The 19,206-nt window shown below is 43.7% G+C and carries 17 protein-coding genes; 9 read left to right on the forward strand and 8 right to left on the reverse strand.

What is annotated here, in order from left to right; genetic code table 11:
- Positions 1-67: 67 nt before the first annotated feature.
- The 5 genes from K7A41_RS14735 to K7A41_RS14755 all read left to right on the forward strand — a co-directional run bounded on the left by K7A41_RS14735 (position 68) and on the right by K7A41_RS14755 (position 6,977).
- Positions 68-1,360: an HAD-IB family phosphatase gene (locus tag K7A41_RS14735; protein WP_265714289.1), complete on the forward strand. Its 1,293-nt coding sequence runs from the start codon at positions 68-70 to the stop codon at positions 1,358-1,360.
- A 76-nt stretch (positions 1,361-1,436) separates the two neighbouring features.
- Positions 1,437-2,021, forward strand: coding sequence for a hypothetical protein (locus K7A41_RS14740; RefSeq protein WP_265714290.1), 585 nt, complete (start codon positions 1,437-1,439; stop codon positions 2,019-2,021).
- A 2-nt stretch (positions 2,022-2,023) separates the two neighbouring features.
- Positions 2,024-2,155 carry a hypothetical protein gene (locus K7A41_RS14745; RefSeq protein ID WP_262709452.1) on the forward strand — a complete coding sequence of 44 codons (132 nt, stop codon included), beginning with the start codon at positions 2,024-2,026 and terminating at the stop codon, positions 2,153-2,155.
- 210 nt (positions 2,156-2,365) lie between these two features.
- Positions 2,366-5,701 carry a transcription-repair coupling factor gene (mfd, locus tag K7A41_RS14750; RefSeq protein WP_265714291.1) on the forward strand — a complete coding sequence of 1,112 codons (3,336 nt, stop codon included), beginning with the start codon at positions 2,366-2,368 and terminating at the stop codon, positions 5,699-5,701.
- An 85-nt stretch (positions 5,702-5,786) separates the two neighbouring features.
- The gene (locus K7A41_RS14755; RefSeq protein WP_265714292.1) at positions 5,787-6,977 is read left to right on the forward strand and encodes a trans-sulfuration enzyme family protein; all 1,191 of its coding nucleotides are present in this window, start codon (positions 5,787-5,789) and stop codon (positions 6,975-6,977) included.
- 81 nt (positions 6,978-7,058) lie between these two features.
- Here the strand turns inward: K7A41_RS14755 and galK are convergent, their stop codons facing one another.
- From galK to K7A41_RS14780, 5 genes are all read right to left on the reverse strand, one after another.
- Positions 7,059-8,210, reverse strand: coding sequence for a galactokinase (gene galK, locus K7A41_RS14760; RefSeq protein ID WP_265714293.1), 1,152 nt, complete (start codon positions 8,208-8,210; stop codon positions 7,059-7,061).
- A 1-nt stretch (position 8,211) separates the two neighbouring features.
- Entirely contained in the window at positions 8,212-9,261 is a 1,050-nt protein-coding gene (locus K7A41_RS14765) for a UDP-glucose--hexose-1-phosphate uridylyltransferase (RefSeq protein WP_265714294.1), read from the reverse strand.
- Positions 9,262-9,381: 120 nt separating this feature from the next.
- Positions 9,382-10,656, reverse strand: a complete 1,275-nt coding sequence (locus K7A41_RS14770; RefSeq protein ID WP_265714295.1) for a metallophosphoesterase — start codon at positions 10,654-10,656, stop codon at positions 9,382-9,384.
- Positions 10,657-10,670: 14 nt separating this feature from the next.
- Positions 10,671-11,705 carry a ferrochelatase gene (hemH, locus tag K7A41_RS14775; RefSeq protein WP_265714296.1) on the reverse strand — a complete coding sequence of 345 codons (1,035 nt, stop codon included), beginning with the start codon at positions 11,703-11,705 and terminating at the stop codon, positions 10,671-10,673.
- 78 nt (positions 11,706-11,783) lie between these two features.
- Entirely contained in the window at positions 11,784-12,632 is an 849-nt protein-coding gene (locus K7A41_RS14780) for a 4-hydroxy-3-methylbut-2-enyl diphosphate reductase (protein ID WP_265714297.1), read from the reverse strand.
- A 198-nt stretch (positions 12,633-12,830) separates the two neighbouring features.
- On the opposite strand from K7A41_RS14780, the gene K7A41_RS14785 reads away from it, so the two are divergent.
- The gene (locus K7A41_RS14785) at positions 12,831-13,250 is read left to right on the forward strand and encodes a nucleoside-diphosphate kinase (RefSeq protein ID WP_265714298.1); all 420 of its coding nucleotides are present in this window, start codon (positions 12,831-12,833) and stop codon (positions 13,248-13,250) included.
- A gap of 98 nt (positions 13,251-13,348) precedes the next feature.
- On the opposite strand, the gene ybeY is transcribed toward K7A41_RS14785, so the two are convergent.
- Together ybeY and ruvX are read right to left on the reverse strand one after the other, a co-directional pair.
- On the reverse strand, positions 13,349-13,777 hold the full coding sequence (ybeY, locus tag K7A41_RS14790) for an rRNA maturation RNase YbeY (protein WP_265714299.1): 429 nt from the start codon (positions 13,775-13,777) through the stop codon (positions 13,349-13,351).
- A gap of 188 nt (positions 13,778-13,965) precedes the next feature.
- Positions 13,966-14,379 (reverse strand): Holliday junction resolvase RuvX, encoded by a 414-nt coding sequence (gene ruvX / locus K7A41_RS14795; protein WP_265714300.1) that lies wholly within the window; start codon positions 14,377-14,379, stop codon positions 13,966-13,968.
- Positions 14,380-14,680: 301 nt separating this feature from the next.
- Here ruvX and def point away from each other — a divergent pair, with 301 nt between their 5' ends.
- A complete protein-coding gene (def, locus tag K7A41_RS14800) occupies positions 14,681-15,907 on the forward strand; it encodes a peptide deformylase (RefSeq protein WP_265714301.1) in 1,227 nt (408 codons plus the stop codon).
- A 116-nt stretch (positions 15,908-16,023) separates the two neighbouring features.
- Here the strand turns inward: def and K7A41_RS14805 are convergent, their stop codons facing one another.
- Positions 16,024-17,013, reverse strand: coding sequence for an aspartate-semialdehyde dehydrogenase (locus tag K7A41_RS14805; RefSeq protein WP_028071729.1), 990 nt, complete (start codon positions 17,011-17,013; stop codon positions 16,024-16,026).
- Between the two features lie 406 nt (positions 17,014-17,419).
- On the opposite strand from K7A41_RS14805, the gene K7A41_RS14810 reads away from it, so the two are divergent.
- Positions 17,420-18,367: an NAD-dependent epimerase/dehydratase family protein gene (locus K7A41_RS14810; RefSeq protein ID WP_028071728.1), complete on the forward strand. Its 948-nt coding sequence runs from the start codon at positions 17,420-17,422 to the stop codon at positions 18,365-18,367.
- A 2-nt stretch (positions 18,368-18,369) separates the two neighbouring features.
- Entirely contained in the window at positions 18,370-19,095 is a 726-nt protein-coding gene (locus tag K7A41_RS14815) for a YebC/PmpR family DNA-binding transcriptional regulator (protein ID WP_028071727.1), read from the forward strand.
- Positions 19,096-19,206: the final 111 nt, after the last annotated feature.

The raw sequence follows: 19,206 nt of genomic DNA on the forward strand, positions 1-19,206 counted from the left end.
GCAGCTGTCCATCCGCAACGATGGATCCAAGCTCCTGATAGCGTCATCACCAAAACAAATTATTCTGATGAAAAACTATTACATCATTGATTTTGATAGTACGTTTACACAAGTGGAAGCGCTTGATGAACTCGCTAGAATTTCACTTGAAAACCATCCGGACCGTGAATCCATTTATAGCGAGATTGAAAGATATACCAATCTGGCTATGGAAGGGAAACTTTCTTTCCGGGAAGCACTGGCCGGTCGTGTGAAACTTCTGAATGCCAACAGAACTCATCTGGATAAGCTCGTCTCTCACCTCAAGAAAAAGGTTTCGACTTCTTTTTCGCGCAATCGCGAATTCTTCAAAAAACATTCGGATACTGCCTGGATCGTTTCGGGAGGCTTTAAGGAGTTTATCACACCTGTGGTGACGCCCTATCATATCAAGAAGGAGAATATCTATGCCAACACATTTAAGTTTGATGAGGAAGGCAATATCATCGGATTTGACGAAGAAAATCCACTATCCAATGAGGGGGGTAAAGTGCAGCTTCTGAAACAGCTCAATATCCAGGGGCGCCTTTTTGGTATCGGTGATGGCTATTCGGATTTTCAGCTGAAGGAATCGGGACTGATTGAAAAATTCTTTGCATTTACTGAAAATATCCAACGAAAGAGTGTAACGGAGAAAGCCGATTTTATCACCCCCAGTTTCGACGAGTTTTTGTATGTAAATGACCTTCCCCGTGCTATTTCGTATCCAAAGAACCGCATTCTTTGTCTAATTGTTGGTGATGTACCCGAGATCGCTGCCCATATATTAAAAAGAGATGGCTTTTCCATCCGTACCAAAGATACCTTTGAAGAAAAATATGTGAAGGATGTCGGCATGCTTTTGCTGGGTGATCATATTGACATTACGGATGAACAGCTACAGCAAGCAGATAAGCTGAAGACTATTGGCTATCTGGGCGATATTAAAGGTCATATCAATAAAGATATCTGTAATGCAAAGGGAATTGTTGTATTTGACGACAAAAAGGGGAAAAAGAAAAATTCGGAATTTATTCCACGTCGGATGGCCGAATTTATCAATAATGGCGATACTTATCTGAGCCGCAACTTTCCGAACTTAATCCTCCCCAAAGTAAAGCAGGTGACGCGGCTGCTGCATATTCATAAAAACGTACCGGGGATAATGGCACAGATCAACAAAGTGTACGCACAAAATAATATCAATATCGTCGCACAGTTCCTCATGACAAAAGGAGATATCGGTTATGCCGTTACTGATATACAGGGTGAGTATGACAAGGATTTGCTGAAACAGCTGAAACAGATTGAAAATACCATCAAGTTTAGAATATTATATTAATTATCAATGGGAGGTTTAACCTCCCTAACTTGCATATCTTTATGCCCTCAATGGTTAATTTCACATTTTTTATCACATGTCCCTACATCAAGATCCGGAGTTAAAGAAAGCGGTACTGGCACTTCCGCAAAAAGAGAAGGACAAATTGCTCGTGCGCCTGATCAGCAAAGATAAAATGCTAATCAAACAGCTACATTTTCAGTTGCTGGAAGACGAATATGACCTGGAAGAGCGCATCGTCAAGCTGCGGGAACAGTTGCAACAGTTGTTTGATCTCGGCGCTAGACAGATCGGCAATACACCACAGCATAGCCATTTTGTGGCGCTCAGCAAACTGGTCAAGCAGGCCAGCGGGCTGGTCAATGAACATGAAAAAGTCACTAAAGATAAGACTAGCGAGGCCGAATTCCGGTTTTACATTCTTAGCCGCGCCATAAGTGACTATGAGCGCCTTTTTGGCTCCTCCTATCAGTCCGCCGCACACAAACTCCATAAATATATCACGGGGCGGATCAAGCATGCCATTGGCAAATACAACAAGCTACATGAGGATTTTCAGTTCGACTACCGGGAAGATTTTCAGAACACACTACATGCTTTTGGTAATACGACATTAAAAAGCTATATTAGTGAACAGAAAATTGACCTCGACCTGAACTAATCATGAGAAATAGCAGACACCGTGTTAAAATTGGATCTTTCCGCGTCACTGCCTACGAGCAATATAAATTAATGTATATCATCACTTTAGTTGCCTTATTAGTCTTTACCTATACTTTTTACCTGACAAAGTAACTTAACAGGATCCCATATTGCGAATCGCGTAGGATCCCATTTGATCTCCATGTACTCCTTCGGGAAAATATTCCTGCGCTGCGATAGGTGTTTAGCTATTCAATCTCACCGGATGCTACCTGACCCCAACTTTTACCAAAAAACTTAGCACTTCATACCTCATACTTAAGAGTATTTAATTAAATTCGCAATTATTCGAAATTTTTGCCCGTGGGAATTCAAGAAATACTAGAAAAATATATACAAAGCGAATCTGTCCAATCGCTTACCAAAGCCATGCACTCCAAAAACGCAAAGATCCAGCTGAAAGGCCTGATCGGCTCTTCGGATGCATTTGTCGCTGTTTCCTCTTATAAACTTCAGGAACGCCCAATGGTCTTTATCTTACCAACACATGAAGATGCTTCTTACTTTCTGAGCGACCTGGAAAGTCTGCTGGACAAGCAGGTACTGTTTTTTCCGTCATCCTATCGGAAGGCTTTTGATTTCACGCAAACGGATGCGGCCAATGTGCTTCAGCGTGCCGAGACGTTGAGTTCACTCAACCATACCTCTGAACTTCCAAAGATGGTAGTAACCTATCCCGAAGCGATCGCCGAGAAAGTAATCAACCGGACCGACCTCGAAAAAAACACGCTCGAAATCACAGAAAATACAGCCTTAAGCATCGATTTTATCAATGAGTTTTTAATCGAGTATGATTTTGACCGTGTGGATTTTGTTTACGAGCCCGGCCAATTTGCGATACGGGGCGGTATCGTGGATATCTTCTCCTTTTCGAATGATCTCCCCTACCGTATTGAATTTTTTGGAGATGATATTGAAAGCATACGTACTTTTGATATCGAATCCCAGCTTTCGGTCAGTAAAATCCATAAAGTCACTATCGTACCAAATGTACAGGCTAAATTCCTTACATCACAACATATTTCGCTATTGGAATATATCGATCAAGATGCTTCGATCTGGATCAAAGACGCACAGTTTACACTAGATGTTGTCAAGGACGGATTAAAGAAAGCTAAGCAGCTATGGCAGGGCCTTACGGATAAACAGAAAAAGGAAAATCCCGAATGGCACAATCCTGACTACGAATTTACTGACGAGAAAAACCTGAACGCCCTGCTTTTTGGTTTTCCCATCGTCGAGTTCGGAAAGCAGTTTTTCTATAAAGCTTCGGACAGCCTGCGTTTTGATATCCACCCACAACCTTCGTTTAACAAAGACTTCAATCTGCTGATCCACAACTTTAAGGAAAATGAGAAGCAACACATGCAGAATCTGATATTTTCGGATTCCACAAAGCAGATTGAGCGCATTTATACTATTCTGGAAGACCTGGACAAAACGGCAACGTTTGTTGCTGTACACAAAGCTTTGCGGGAAGGATTTAGGGATGACAGTCTAAAGTTAGCCTGCTACACGGATCATCAGATCTTTGACCGTTATTATAAATACAAGCGAAAAAAGGCGTACGAGCGTTCGCAGGCCATTACACTCAAAGATCTGCGGGATTTAAAGCCGGGCGACTTTATTACGCACATTGATCATGGTGTAGGCCGTTATGGCGGTCTGGAAAAGGTCGATGTCAATGGAAAGTCCCAAGAAATGATCCGCCTTATCTACGCAGACAATGACCTACTTTACGTTAATATCAACTCACTGAACCGCATTTCCAAATATTCTGGGAAAGAGGGCACGGTGCCTAAGATGAACAAACTGGGAACTGACGCCTGGGACAAACTCAAGAAAACAACCAAGAAAAAGGTCAAAGATATTGCACGCGACCTTATCATGCTGTATGCCAAACGAAAGGCACAGCATGGCAATGCTTTTTCGCCCGACAGCTACCTACAGAATGAGCTGGAAGCATCGTTCATCTACGAGGATACGCCCGATCAGGAAAAGGCTACTGCCGATGTTAAAAAGGACATGGAGTCGCCCCATCCCATGGATCGCCTGATCTGCGGAGACGTGGGCTTTGGAAAGACCGAAGTGGCCATCCGTGCAGCATTTAAAGCTGTAGCAGATAGCAAACAGGTGGCTGTACTGGTTCCTACAACGATTTTGGCGCTGCAGCATTATCGCACATTTACCGAGCGCTTAAAAGGCCTGCCATGTAATATTGATTACATCAATCGCTTTAAAACTTCGAAGCAGATCAAGGAGACCCTCGCGCGTCTTGCGGAAGGAAAAATTGATATCATCATCGGAACCCATCGTCTGGTCAGTAAGGACGTCAAGTTTAAGGACCTTGGCCTCATGATCATAGACGAAGAGCAGAAATTCGGTGTTGCCGTCAAAGAAAAGCTGAAGGTGATGCGGGCCAATGTGGACTCTCTCACGTTAACGGCGACTCCTATTCCACGTACACTGCATTTTTCCCTGATGGGCGCCCGCGACCTCAGTATTATATCCACGCCGCCACCCAACCGGCAACCGGTGCAGACGGAACTCCATGTGTTTAACGAAACCCTCATCGGCGAGGCCGTAAGCTTTGAGCTGGACCGCGGTGGCCAGGTCTTTTTCATTCACAACCGTGTAGCCGATCTCCCACAGCTGGGCAACCTGATCCGCAAGCTGGTACCCGGCGCACGTGTAGGCGTTGCCCATGGACAACTCGAGGGGGATGAGCTAGAAGATGTCATGCTCAAATTCATTAATCATGAGTTTGATGTACTGATTGCTACCACGATTATCGAAGCCGGGCTCGACATTCCCAATGCCAATACGATTATCATCAACCATGCCCACATGTTTGGTTTGAGTGATCTGCACCAGATGCGGGGACGTGTAGGCAGGTCCAATAAGAAGGCATTCTGTTACCTATTGAGTCCACCACTGTCCACATTAACGCCAGAGGCTTATAAACGTCTGTCGGCCATAGAGGAATTCTCCGAACTAGGGTCTGGCTTTAATGTTGCCATGCGTGATCTGGATATCCGAGGTTCAGGCAATCTATTAGGCGGTGAACAATCGGGATTTATTGCTGAAATTGGTTTTGAAATGTACCACAAGATTCTGGATGAAGCGATCCAGGAACTAAAGGAAGATGAATTTTCGGAGGTATTCGCGGACGAAAAAGAACGTAAATATGTATCATTCACCCAGATTGACACTGATCTGGAAGTGCTGATCCCGGACGAGTATGTCACCAATATTACAGAACGTTACAATCTCTATACCGAACTGTCCAAACTGGAAAACGAACAGCAACTGACCGCATTCGAAAAAGAACTCGAAGACCGTTTTGGCCCGATTCCACACGAAGTGTTTGAGCTGTTCAATACACTGCGCTTACAATGGTTCGGAAAAACAATCGGTTTCGAAAAAATATCTTATAAAAAACATACGCTCAAAGGGTATTTTGTCAACAATCCGAAATCCAGCTATTTCGAATCTGACCAGTTTGGCCGTGTATTGTCTTTTGTACAGCAACATCCCGAAATCAGCAATCTAAAAGAAGTAAAAGGGCAGCTCCGGCTTGCTTTGAGCAACGTCAATACCATCAGCTACGCCTTACACCTCCTAAAAGAAATGCTATAACAGGATACGTCCAATGTTTTGAACTAATAAAATCTACACAATAAGTAGATTTTTATTTATATTTGGCTTTACAATCACAACAAGCATGGCAAGCAATACCGAAACGATACTCATTCACGAGGGGCAACAGTTCAATACCACTCCGGCAGTGACCAGCCCGATCTACCAAACGTCCACGTACATTGCGGATCCTGACCCAACGGAATATACCAGAGCTGCGACTGAACCGAAGCACCCCTATTTTTATCACCGTCATGGTAATCCCACGAATAGCCAGGTAGCCGCTATTATAGCCAAGTTGGAGAAAACAGAAGATGCACTGGTCTTTGCCACAGGAATGGCTGCAATCAGCACAGCCATATTGGCGATCGTAAAGTCAGGTGACCATATTATTGCTCAACATGCACATTATTCAGGCACAGCTATTTTCTTTAAAGAATTTTTGGCGGATTACGGTATTACGGTCACAGCCGTGGATCAGACAGACAATAAGGCCTTTGAACAGGCCATTCAGGCCAACACAAAACTGATCTATGTGGAGACCCCGTCCAATCCCAACCTGAACATCACCGACCTGAAAGCTATCGGACAGCTGGCCAAACAGCGGGGTATTCTGAGCATGGTTGATAATACTTTTGCGTCGCCGATCAATCAAACGCCAACAGATTTTGGAATTGATATCATCGTTCATAGTGCTACGAAATATCTTGGTGGGCATAGCGATTTAACAGCGGGCATTGTCTGCGGAAATCAAGAATACATTGCCAGGGTGTGGAAACGTTCGGTAGCCTTGGGAGCATCGCTGGCTCCGCTGGATTCCTGGCTGCTGCTTCGAGGGCTAAAAACATTGAGCCTTCGGGTGAAGCAGATCAACGCCAATGCGCTACAGCTGGCCCAGTTTTTGGATCAGCATCCTAAAATCAGAACAGTCAGCTACCCGGGTTTGCCTAACCATCCACAGCATAACCTGGCGAAAAGCCAGATGAGCGGCTTCTCAGGGATGATTTGCCTCGAGGTTGCAGGCACCGACGAAGACAAAGCGTTCAAGAATGCCCAGACCCTCATCAACAACCTGCAGATATTTATCAATGCCGCTAGTCTAGGGGGTGTTGAATCGCTTATTGTACATCCCGCAAGCATGTGGGGTGGACATCATACCAAGGAACAGAAAGAAGCTTCGGGCATTTCGCTCGGCATGCTGCGTATCTCGGTTGGTATAGAAAATATTGAAGATCTCATCGAGGACCTGAAACAGGGCCTGGAGAAACTCGATTAACAGCACAAGTATGATCATGCCCTCAAAAGTCCCGGCTTTGAGGGCATGATAAATTATTACGTTTAAGAAAGACCTTTTAGCCTAAATCAATCGGGTACCATCAGCTATGTTCACTTGAATGACCGCGAGTTCTTTATCAAACTTTTGTCTATATTCCTGTTCCAAAGCGGGCAAAATTGAAGCTAAAGCACCTTCTTTCACAATATTGATGGTACATCCACCGAAGCCGCCACCCATCATCCGGGCGCCGATCACTTCAGGGAACTGCCTAACGTAATCAACCAGATAATCCAGCTCGGGGCAGCTGACTTCGTAGACCTTGCTTAAACCTTCGTGACTCTGAAAAATATACTGGCCAAGCTGTTTGATATCGCCCGCACGTAAAGCTTCACAGGATTTCTCTACCCGCTCATTCTCAAGAACGACAAAACTCGCTTTGGCATAGATATCTTCATCTTTCTCCTTGACCAGGCGATCCAGCATATCAATCGTCACATCCCGTAAATTTTTAACTTCTGGATACTCCTCACGCACCCATGCCGAAGCCTGTTCGCACTGCTCACGGCGTTTATTGTATGCGGTAGAGGCCAATGAATGTTTTACATTGGTATTCAACAAGACGACTTCATATCCCTTCAGGTCGAGCGGAACATATTCAAATCCCAATGTACGGCAATCCAGCTTGATGACATTCTTCTCTTTACCAAAAGCGGACGCAAACTGGTCCATAATTCCGCACATCACGCCGGCATACGTATGTTCGGCTTTTTGCGCAATTTGGGGAATGTCAAGCCGTCCTACATTCAGATCAAAGAGTTCGCTGAGCGCCAAAGTAACGGCACACTCAACTGCTGCTGAAGAGGATAATCCTGCCCCCAAAGGCACATCTCCATCGATATAGAGGTTAAATCCTCCTAGCGTCGCGCCTCGCTTTTGGTACTGATCCACAACACCAAGGATATAATTGGGCCAGTGTTTCTCAGAAATGGCAATGTCGCTCAGTCTAACTTCATGGCTTTCCCTATAGTCTTCAGCATATAATGAAATCAGGTCGTCGCCACGCTTGCTTACAGCGACGTAGATAGCCTTATCGATGGCGGCCGGCAGCACGAACCCGTCATTATAGTCGGTATGCTCACCGATGATATTAATACGCCCCGGGGAGGTAACGACTATAGGTTCGTCCTGATATAAGCTTTTAAATTTATTTATAATAGTTTCCTTTGCTATCATCTTATTTTGATTTATAATGTATGGTAGAGCAATTTCTCAGCTGCTTGGCAGCAATCTCGGGCGTAATATCACGTTGTGGGTTGGCCAGCATCTCATAACCCACCATAAACTTTTTAACGGTCGCAGATCGTAATAATGGAGGGTAGAAATGCATGTGCCAATGCCATTCGGGATGATCACCGTCGTTCACTGGAGCTTGGTGCATACCGGCAGAATAAGGAAAGGACGTATTAAAAAGATTGTCGTAGCGGGTCGTCAACAATTTGAGAATCGCCGCAAGGTCTTCCTTCTCTTTTTCATTGAATTCACCGATATCCTGCACAGCACGCTTGCTTACGATCATTGCTTCATAAGGCCAAGCCGCCCAAAAAGGAACCAGTGACACAAAAGAATCATTCGTATCGATAATACGTTCCTCTTTTCTTAGCTCGGCGCTGACATAATCGGAAAGGATAGTTCGTCCATTTTTATCGAAGTACTTCTTTTGCTGTATGCTTTCTTTCTGGATTTCTACCGGCAGATGATTTTGTGACCAGATCTGTCCATGCGGGTGTGGATTGCTGCATCCCATAATTGCGCCCTTATTTTCAAAAATCTGAATATAGCGGATCCAGTCGATCTGGGATAGATCTGCAAATTCTTTTTGCCAAAGGTCAACCACAGCTTTGATAGCTGCAAGGTCCATTTCCGGCAAGGTAAGGTCATGTCGTGGCGTAAACGCAATGACTTTACAGATTCCTTTTTCTGTCTCTGCGACAAACAGGTCCTGTTCATTAAACTCCTGCTGGCTGGTATCTTTGAGCAGCGCGGAAAAATCATTAACAAAAACAAAGCTCTCTTTATAGTCCGGATTGATATCACCATCGGCTCGTTTGTTACCTGGACACAGATAACATTTTGGATCATAGGCAGGCCTGTTGTCGCCGGGCAGATCTTCCACTTGTCCCTGCCACGGTCGTTTGCTGCGGTGCGGGGACACCAGAACCTTTTCCCCTGTAAGAATATTAATGCGTGTGTGGGGCGAATCCCCAAAGTTTAAAGTTGATTGCATGTCATGTATAACTGGTGTACAGAATACACAATTATAATGATATTACCGCAAAAGTCAAAGCGATTTTGTGATTACCGCGCTTATTTCAGTAGCGGAATTACCGGCACGGGCAGGGCAACACTAGGCTTTAAATTTGGGGTCCTGAGCGCTCAACAGCTCGAAGATGGTAATTTCAGGCAGGATGCCAACGCGGCCGGGATAGCCCAAAAAGCCATAGCCTACGTTCACATATAGGCGCTTATTTCCCTGCTCGCGATATAAACCGGCCCATTCTTTATAGATGTACTGGACAGGACTCCACTGCAGTATTTCTGAACGTACACCAAACTGCATACCATGTGTATGACCTGCAAACATGACATCGACATCGGTATCGAGCACCTGGGCCCGCCAGTGTGATGGATCATGCGACAACAACAACTTTACGGGTTGATCTTCCGTTCCCGTCAAAGCTTTCTGTAGGTCGCCATGCTTTGGAAAGCGTCCCGTCCCCCAGTTTTGCACCCCTACGACACATAGCTCTTCACCGTCCACTTTGATTTTACGGTTTTCATCCATCAGCAGGTCCCAGCCCATGGTTTTATGCACGTCGATCACATCTTTTAGATTCTTGCGCTTGGCCGGGGAATCCTCCTTCCCATAATAGTAGTCGCCGTAATCATGGTTACCGAGAGTTGAAAAAACGCCCAGATCGGATTTTACCCGCGCAAAGATATCCTGATAATCGCGCATTTCAGAAGCTTGGGCATTGACGATATCGCCGGTGAAGAATGTCACGTCGGCTTTCTCTCTCAACAGCATATCAATTCCCCCGCTTACGGCGGTCTTATTATAAAAAGAGCCCGAATGCACATCCGAAATCTGTGCAATGGTCATCCCATGGAATGCCTTTGGCAGGTTGGGAAGATATAGCGGTACCCTTCTGACGCGGTAATCGTATGCGCCAGATATAATCCCCCAGCTCAATGGAATGAGAGGCGAAGCCCCGATCAGAATACCTGCTTTGGTGAGGAATTCTGAACGACTGATCCCTTTTACGGGGTTTTCAGGGAGCGGTTCCTCAGCATCCTCAACAATATCTTCTACCGAATTCTTCCGGCTGAATAGGCGTTTGATCCATACCCCACCACGGCGGAGATCATCGATCAATAACACTAAAAAGAAAAAGATCTTGGAGGTGGCTGTCAGAAAAAATGCAACCAAAATCACCGATCGAATAATCAACGGAATACTAAATTTGGCCGAAATAAAGACACCCAGAAGCAATAAAAAGGAGTACGACCACCAGAGTATGGAAAATAGCCTTGTTTTGGGAAATTTAATCTTTGTCGCACGTAGGGCAAAGAAGATATAAAAATCCAAAACAAGCAATACACATGCATTAACTAACAACATCGGCAAATATTTTATTAATTTTTGGCATTAAGTGCCAACTGTTTGAGAGACGCTATCCATTTCGGGTCGTCATTAAGACTTTCGACCAGACAGACTTCCTCTCCACCCAAGTCCTTAAATTCCTTAGCATATTCTACGCCAATTTCATCAATAGTCTCTATACAATCAGCGACAAATGCGGGACTGAATACCAACAGTTTCTTATATCCTTTGTGTGCCAGGTCATGCAGGAGATCGGAGGTGTATGGCTGGATCCATGGCTCCTTACCCAATCGGGACTGAAAACAAAGCGAATACTGTTCCTCTTTTAGTCCCAACTTGGAAGCAATTGCTCTTGTCGTGGCATAGCATTGGGACAGATAACAATATGTGTTAACAGTACTTTTACAGGAATCACATCCAGTCTCAGGACATTTTAGCTTTCCTGTAGGATCGACTTTTCCTAGCTGTCTGACCGGCAGCCCGTGGTAACTAAATACAAAGTGGTCGAAGCGTGCGAGATCATGCTTTCTGGCATGGTCAGCGAAGGTTTCCGTCATGAGCTCATCTGTACAGAAGTTACTGACAAAGCTGATCTCGGGAAGATAGTTCCATTTGCGGATAAGCTCCATCACACGGTCGATCACCGAACCGGAAGTGGCGGAAGCGTATTGCGGAAACAAGGGGATCACCCGGATGGATTCCAATAGCATTCCTTCCAGATTACGTAATGCAAATTCAATGGAGGGATTTTGATACCGCATGGCTAGCTCCACATGGTATTCTTCACCTAGTGCCTCCTGCAGCAAGTCGCGTTGCAGCAGACTATAATGCATCAGTGGAGAACCAGTTTCTTTATCCCAGATGGTCTCATAAATCTTAGCTGATTTGGGGGCACGTGTACGGGCAATAATTCCTTTCACCAATAGCGTCCGCTGGAAATATGGGATATCAATGACACGAGGATCCATTAAAAATTCGGTCAAATATTTTTTCACATCGGGTGTAGTTGGACTATCGGGTGTACCTAACTGTACTAAAAGAATACCTTTTTTGGCTTTATTGCTCATAACTACAAAATTAACAAAAAAGCGTGTATTGTGGATTCTACGCGAATAATATGAAATATCTGTGACGGGCAAAGGACGCTAGAGAGCTTCCAGCGCAGCTTTGACTTCTTTCATCAGCCACATGGGAGTCGAGGTAGCACCGCAGATGCCAATACGGTCATTGGCAGTAAAAACAGTGGGGTCTATTTCGGCGGGATCCGATATAAAGTAGCTCTGTGCATTGGCTTTCTGGCATACTTCGAATAAAACTTTTCCATTGGACGATTTCTTGCCGGAGACAAATACAACTTTGTCATATTGCTTTGCAAAGGCGCCAAGATCTTCGTACCTGTTGGACACTTGCCTACATATGGTATCATTAGCCTTCACCTCATATCCACGTTTTATAAGTTCGTCTTTGATCGCGTAGAATTTGTCCACGCTCTTCGTAGTTTGACTATACAGCGTAAAAGAAGCCGGCAGTTCAACCTGATCCAGTTCGGCAATATCCTGAAAAACTAATGCTTCATTGTTGGTCTGGCCCTGTAGGCCGATCACTTCCGCATGCCCATGCTTCCCGAAAATCAAAATCTTTTCATCCTGATCATATGAAGTTTTAATGCGGTTTTGCAGTTTCAGTACGACGGGGCAGGAAGCGTCGATTAAGGTAATATTGTTTTCTAACGCAATACGGTACGTTTCCGGAGCTTCGCCGTGAGCGCGGATCAGCACTTTTTCATTTTTCAAATCGGGCAGAGCAGCATGATCGATAATCCGTAAGCCTTTGGCTTTCAGGCGCGCTACTTCCTCGTCGTTATGCACAATATCGCCTAAACAATAGAGATATCCGTCTTCTTCCAAAATCTCTTCCGCCATATCAATGGCGTATACAACCCCAAAGCAAAAGCCGGAGTCCTTATCGATGTCTACTGTTAGATTTAATGCCATAACATTACAAAGTTACATATTCATATTGAATATATTAATGCAATAAATCTGATTGGAGGCGCTTTTTTGATATTAGCACACCTATTTTGTCATTCGATGGTATATAGCCTGCCACCGCTGTAAAAGTGAAAGCTGAGCGCCAAAATAAACACTTGTGAAAAAAGGGCAATTTATCTAATTTTGCAAAAAAATTAAATAATGGCAACTAACAGAACATTTACGATGATCAAACCTGACGCAGTAGCGAATGGTCACATCGGTGCAATCCTTAACGATATCATTGCTGGCGGTTTCAAAATCATTGCAATGAAATACATTAAATTATCCAAAGAAACCGCTGGTGCATTTTATGCAGTACACAAAGAGCGCCCTTTTTATGACGAGCTAGTAGACTTTATGACTTCTGGCCCTATCGTTGCTGCGATCTTAGAAAAAGACAACGCTGTTGAAGACTTCCGCACGCTGATCGGTGCAACGAACCCTGCTGACGCAGCCGAAGGCACTATCCGCAACAAGTACGCTAAATCTATTGATGCAAATGCCATTCACGGGTCTGACTCAGATGAAAATGCAGCTATTGAAGGCAATTTCTTCTTCTCTCAGTTCGAAAGATTTTAGTCGATAAATGAATTTATACAAGAAGCGTTGCACGATCGTGCAACGCTTCTTGTATTTTGTATCAGTCTAGATGTGCAGTTTATCTGCTTATATACGCCTTAAAATGTTCTCTTGCTCAAATATTCATCTTCTTTGGCTGTCATCTTAGCTTTCTCCGCAGGCTTCTTGTCCGGATATCCACATAGATGCATGACCCCGTGGATAATAACCCGATGTAGCTCATCCCGTTCGGCGACTCTAAACTTTTGCGCATTTTCACGGATCCGTTCCACACTGATGAAAATATCACCTGCAATCGTATCCTCATCCTCGGACGAGTCAAAGGTAACAATATCGGTATAGGTATCGTGGTTCAAATACTGTTTGTTGATCTCCAATAGATAATCGTCCGAACAAAGGATAAAACTGAGCTCTCCCACGCGCTTAAATCCTTCATTCTTAACAGCTTCAAGGATCCATTGACGAATCTTTCCTTTCTCTTTTATTTTGAAATCGATATCTTCAGTAAAAAATTGTATACTCTTCATCTATTAATTTATTTATCGCTCGATATGTCCCCGAGCCTCTTTTCCTATATCCGCTGATCTTGAGTAGCACCTTATTTATTTTTTAAGGCATTGACGCTGTCTTCAGCAATCGGTTTTTACGTCCATTTGTCCGTGTTAAGAGTACTGGCGGCCTTTCACTTTGTAACGAGAAATATGTCGCTACCTACTCAATAGCTACGGCCATCCATGTAGCTCTGTAAGATAATCGTTGCCGAAACTGTATCGATCAATCCTTTTTGCTGTCGGTCCTTTTTCTTCTTACCGCTTTGAGCAATAGCTGCTGCGGCTATTTTAGAAGTAAATCGTTCGTCGATCTCTACTACAGGAATCTCTGGATATGTTTTTTTTAATTTCCGCATAAAGCCCACAACGTGGGACGCAGATTCAGAATCCGACCCATCCAGCTGCTTCGGTTTACCAATGATAAAAGTCTCAACCTGTTCTGCCTGAAGATAATCAGCCAAAAACGTCCAAATATCCTGCGGATGGATGGTGGTCAATGCTGTTGCAATGATCTGCATCGGATCTGTCACGGCGATCCCGATCCTTTTTGTCCCGTAATCAAAAGCCATCAATCTCATGGATATTTTTTTTACAAAAGTACAATTTAGATATGAGTATTGAGACATGAGTGTTCGGATTCTACCTTTACACCGTATACAAGCGCGAAATATGTCAACATTTTTTATTTTTTTTATCGAGTGAAACGTCAATTCACTCATAAATCGATAACTTTGGTAGACTTTTACAAAGTTAGACGCTTTTGACATGCGTAAGGCAGCATTATCCTACACGGATAGACAGAGGAGCGCATTTACAGGAAGAAGAGTCATTGATTACTGGAACGGAAGCTTATAGCAAGTTCGAAAACAACTTACACAGATGAAAAGAATAATAATTGCAGGTCTTTTTGTTGCATTGTCTCTGTATGGCCACGCTCAGAGCGGCTATGAGCAGCAGATTTTGACACAGCGGAAAGAAAAAGCGTCTGAGCTCGCCCGAGAAAAATATGGACCACTTAAAGCAGAACAGGTGGCGTTTCTGGATTACTTTCCGGTAAACCGAGCATATAAAGTCAACGCTAAGGTCGAAGTCCTGTATGATGAACCTGTATTTCGCATGCCCACCTACGACGGCACGAGCAATGAGTATAAACGGTATGCAATCATAACTTTTCCATTGAATGGGAAAGAACGGAAGCTGAACATTTATCAAAGTGTTGCCCTGTTTCAAAATCCAGCTTATAAGAAACATTTATTTTTACCGTTTTTAGATGGCACAAACGGACAGGAGAGCTATAGCGGTGGACGGTATATAGACTTATCGATGGACGACATCAAGGGCGATCTGATCGAGATTGATTTCAATAAAGCCTACAATCCGTATTGTGCGTATAGCAATGGGTACCGTTGTCCGGTGCCTCCAGTTGAAAACACCTTAGACACAAAAATTATGGCAGGAGAAAAAGCTTTTCACAAACCAAAGAACGAGCGACCGGTCAATGTAGATGCTGCACAGGGCTTTAGCGATGCTGACAAAAAAATTATTTTGTCTGGCGACGATAACACACTCCTCCGCGTACTTCAGACTACCGACGAGAATGATCTGAAAGTCCTAAAAGCGACAAGCAGCGATGCCAAATACAACGACCCTTTACTGGAAACTCTTTCAAAAAGGATGTTTGCGACGGTCCGTGACCCCAATCATCCTGGTGTAGGCATAGCTGCCCCACAGGTAGGCATCAACAAGAACCTGATCTGGGTACAGCGCTTTGATAAGGCCGGCCAGCCTTTTGAATTTTACATCAATCCCAAGATCTTATGGCGGTCAAAGTTACAACGCAAAGGTGCCGAAGGCTGCCTCTCCATTCCGGATCGTAAGGAAGATGTCTTACGGAGTTATGCTATTCGGCTACAATATGTCAATACAGAAGGAAAAGTAATCGAAGAAAATATCGAAGGTTTTACGGCAGTCATTTTCCAACATGAAACGGATCATCTTTATGGTATTTTATTTCCCGACCGTCTTGAGGAACAGGCGAAAGCTGAATCTGCTTCACTTAATGATAAGCTCGAGTTTTCGATTCAGCCAAAGACATTGATGCCCTAATTGGTGGAGCATGCTGAATGTTGCGAAGTCGAATTTTGATCACAAGCGTGACAAAACAGAGAGCGCCCAGGGAAATTGAACCCTAGGCGCTCTCTGTTAGAATGATATCTGTAAGATTAGATCAATGCTTTTTCTGCCAATAGCTCCGCAATCTGAACTGCATTTGTTGCAGCACCTTTGCGTAAGTTGTCCGCTACTACCCACATGTTTAGCGTATTAGGCTGAGACTCGTCACGGCGAATACGTCCAACGAAAACCTCATCTCTTCCATGCGCATCTTTTGGCATAGGATATTGAAGGGAAGCAGGATCGTCAACAACGATACAGCCGCTCTGTGCTGCTAAGGCTGCACGAACCTCATTTAAGTCAAAATCATTTTCAAATTCAATATTTAATGATTCCGAGTGTCCCCCCATTACTGGAATACGCACAGTCGTTGCAGTAACCTTGATTGAATCATCCCGCATGATTTTGTTTGTTTCCAAAATCATTTTCATTTCCTCTTTGGTATAACCGTTTTCCTGAAATACATCAATATGTGGGATAACATTCAGATCAATCTGATAAGGATAAGCTTTTTCACCATCTTTGCCGGCACGCTCATCCATCAGCTGATTAACGGCCTTTACGCCAGTACCTGTAACGGATTGATAGGTCGAAACGACCACTCGTTTGATTTTATATTTATCATGCAATGGCTTTAAAGCCACGACCATCTGAATGGTTGAACAATTTGGATTTGCAATGATTTTATCTTCAGCAGCCAATACATCGCCATTAACCTCAGGGACAACCAGCTTTTTACTTGGATCCATACGCCAGGCTGAAGAATTATCGATTACCGTAATTCCAGCTTCAGCAAATTTTGGTGCAAACTCTTTAGAAGTATCGCCTCCAGCAGAAAATAAGGCCACATCAGGTTTCAAAGCAATAGCCTCAGATGGTGTAACCACCTTGTACTTCTTTCCCTTGAATTCAATTTCCTTACCCTTACTGCGCTCTGAAGCTACCGGAATCAATTCTGTTACTGGGAAATTTCGCGCCGCCAACACGGTTAGCATTTCAGTGCCTACAAGGCCTGTTGCGCCGACTACTGCCACTTTCATTTTTTGTTTGTGTTTAAATTGTGTATATTAAAATTTGTTATTTGATTTGTTTTTAGTTGATTCTTGAAGATTTGATTCTTCAAATTTATAAAATATTCAGCAATTACACTATTAAAATAATAAAATATCGTTTGTTAGACTAGCAAAGTCACAATTTGCGGCCAATTTCAATCGATTTGTCACAATGGTATGATACGCGTAACCCAGCATTTTCCTAAAAATGGTAACGGATCCAATTCAAAAAAAATAAAAATAATTGGCCCTCGTTCAAAAAAAAAGAACAAACGATTGAATCGGTTTAAAATCTCATAAAAACGACCTCAAGATGCTATAAATTAAGATTTTTACTCCGCTGCCATGGGGCTCCTCAGGTTGTTTGATACCGAAAAGCCTTTATATTTGCATCATGAAAGAAAGCATTATTATCATTGGTGCAAACGGCCAAATCGGTACAGAATTGGCCATCGCTCTGCGTAAAAAATTTGGTGCAGACCACGTTGTCACCACAGACATCAGAGAACCTCAGACAAAAAGCCCCGACGAAAATTTTGAAATTGCAAATGTACTCGACAAAAGCGGTCTGGACCTCTTATTTCAAAAATATAAACCCACTCAGGTCTACCTATTGGCAGCTATGCTTTCGGCTACAGGAGAGAAATATCCTGAAAAGGCTTGGGAGCTTAACATGAATGGATTGCTCAATGTACTTGATCTCGCTGTCACGTACAACGTTTCAAAGATATTTTGGCCAAGCTCGATCGCTGTGTTCGGTCCGCATTCTCCAAAAGTGAATACCGAGCAATATTGCGTGATGGATCCCAACACGATTTATGGCATCAGCAAACTTGCCGGCGAGCGTTTAATCGAATGGTATCAGGAACATCGCGGCCTCGATATCCGAAGCGTACGATATCCCGGGATTATCTCCTGGAAAACCGAACCCGGAGGTGGCACCACAGACTATGCTGTTGATATTTTCTATGAAGCGTTGAGAACAGGTACCTATACATGCTTTCTATCCGAAGATACTGCTTTACCGATGCTGTATATGGACGACGCCATTCGGGGCACGCTGGAACTGATGGACGCACCAAAAGCAGACCTGAGCATTCGCCACAGCTATAACCTTGGCGGCATTACCTTTACTCCGAAAGAACTCGCACAGGAAATTAAAAAAATTCTTCCTAATTTTGCAATCTCTTACGTAGAGAACGACCCAAGACAGCAGATTGCGGATTCATGGCCCGCAAGTCTGGACGACTCCTATGCAAGGAAAGACTGGAACTGGAAGCCAGAATTTGACATCCAGAAGATGACAGTCGATATGATTGAAAATCTTAAAAACAAAATATAACAATGGGAAGAGCTTTCGAATTCAGAAAAGAGCGGAAATTCAAACGCTGGGCTAAGATGGCCGTACAATTTACACGTTTAGGTAAAGAAATCGCTATGGCGGTTAAAGAAAGCGGCCCTCACCCTGAAACAAACTCGAGACTTCGTACGGCAATACATAACGCCAAAGCTGTAAACATGCCTAAAGATCGCATCGAAGCCGCCATAAAACGTGCTTCTGAAAAGGATTCAAAAGGCTATGAAGAATATGTATATGAGGGCTATGGCCCACATGGTGTCCCTGTTTTGATCGAAACTGCTACAGACAACACCAACCGTACGGTGGGCAATATCCGTAGCTATTTTACAAAAGCTGGCGGATCATTGGGAAAAACAGGTTCGTTAGACTTTATCTTCCAACGCAAATCTATTTTTCGGTTTGCCGCTACAGATGAGCTGGATATTGAAGAACTGGAACTGGAGTTGATCGATGGTGGTTTAGAAGAATTGTACGTGGAAGCTGATGAAGAAGGCAATGATGTTGTTGTTGTGCAGACCTCTTTCGAAGATTTCGGCAATATGCAGAAACTACTCGAAGAAAAGGGAATAGAGATCAAATCTGCTAAGCTGGAACGTATTGCATTATCCCATTCCGAAATCACAGAGGAACAGGCGGCTGATGTATTAAAACTGATTGATAAAATTGAAGAGGACGATGATGTGCAAGCTGTATATCACAATATGGCATAAGCCAACTTTTTCAGGAATAGATTAAAAGAGCGCTGGCCGCTCTTTTTTTATGCCTATATCCCATGCCCGTCAGAAAAATTACTACATTTGTAATAGACTATAACAAACTCA

The organism is Sphingobacterium sp. InxBP1, assembly GCF_026191775.1.
In the GTDB taxonomy this organism is placed as follows: domain Bacteria; phylum Bacteroidota; class Bacteroidia; order Sphingobacteriales; family Sphingobacteriaceae; genus Sphingobacterium; species Sphingobacterium thalpophilum.

What these genes read in the sequence shown, in the direction of transcription:
- K7A41_RS14735 (WP_265714289.1), top strand. Translation starts at nt 68, where the DNA reads ATGAAAAACTATTACATCATTGATTTTGATAGTACGTTTACACAAGTG.
- K7A41_RS14740 (WP_265714290.1), top strand. Translation starts at nt 1,437, where the DNA reads ATGTCCCTACATCAAGATCCGGAGTTAAAGAAAGCGGTACTGGCACTT.
- K7A41_RS14745 (WP_262709452.1), top strand. Translation starts at nt 2,024, where the DNA reads ATGAGAAATAGCAGACACCGTGTTAAAATTGGATCTTTCCGCGTCACT.
- K7A41_RS14755 (WP_265714292.1), top strand. Translation starts at nt 5,787, where the DNA reads ATGGCAAGCAATACCGAAACGATACTCATTCACGAGGGGCAACAGTTC.
- galK (WP_265714293.1), bottom strand. Translation starts at nt 8,210, where the DNA reads ATGATAGCAAAGGAAACTATTATAAATAAATTTAAAAGCTTATATCAG.
- K7A41_RS14765 (WP_265714294.1), bottom strand. Translation starts at nt 9,261, where the DNA reads ATGCAATCAACTTTAAACTTTGGGGATTCGCCCCACACACGCATTAAT.
- K7A41_RS14770 (WP_265714295.1), bottom strand. Translation starts at nt 10,656, where the DNA reads ATGTTGTTAGTTAATGCATGTGTATTGCTTGTTTTGGATTTTTATATC.
- hemH (WP_265714296.1), bottom strand. Translation starts at nt 11,705, where the DNA reads ATGAGCAATAAAGCCAAAAAAGGTATTCTTTTAGTACAGTTAGGTACA.
- K7A41_RS14780 (WP_265714297.1), bottom strand. Translation starts at nt 12,632, where the DNA reads ATGGCATTAAATCTAACAGTAGACATCGATAAGGACTCCGGCTTTTGC.
- K7A41_RS14785 (WP_265714298.1), top strand. Translation starts at nt 12,831, where the DNA reads ATGGCAACTAACAGAACATTTACGATGATCAAACCTGACGCAGTAGCG.
- ybeY (WP_265714299.1), bottom strand. Translation starts at nt 13,777, where the DNA reads ATGAAGAGTATACAATTTTTTACTGAAGATATCGATTTCAAAATAAAA.
- ruvX (WP_265714300.1), bottom strand. Translation starts at nt 14,379, where the DNA reads ATGAGATTGATGGCTTTTGATTACGGGACAAAAAGGATCGGGATCGCC.
- def (WP_265714301.1), top strand. Translation starts at nt 14,681, where the DNA reads ATGAAAAGAATAATAATTGCAGGTCTTTTTGTTGCATTGTCTCTGTAT.
- K7A41_RS14805 (WP_028071729.1), bottom strand. Translation starts at nt 17,013, where the DNA reads ATGAAAGTGGCAGTAGTCGGCGCAACAGGCCTTGTAGGCACTGAAATG.
- K7A41_RS14810 (WP_028071728.1), top strand. Translation starts at nt 17,420, where the DNA reads ATGAAAGAAAGCATTATTATCATTGGTGCAAACGGCCAAATCGGTACA.
- K7A41_RS14815 (WP_028071727.1), top strand. Translation starts at nt 18,370, where the DNA reads ATGGGAAGAGCTTTCGAATTCAGAAAAGAGCGGAAATTCAAACGCTGG.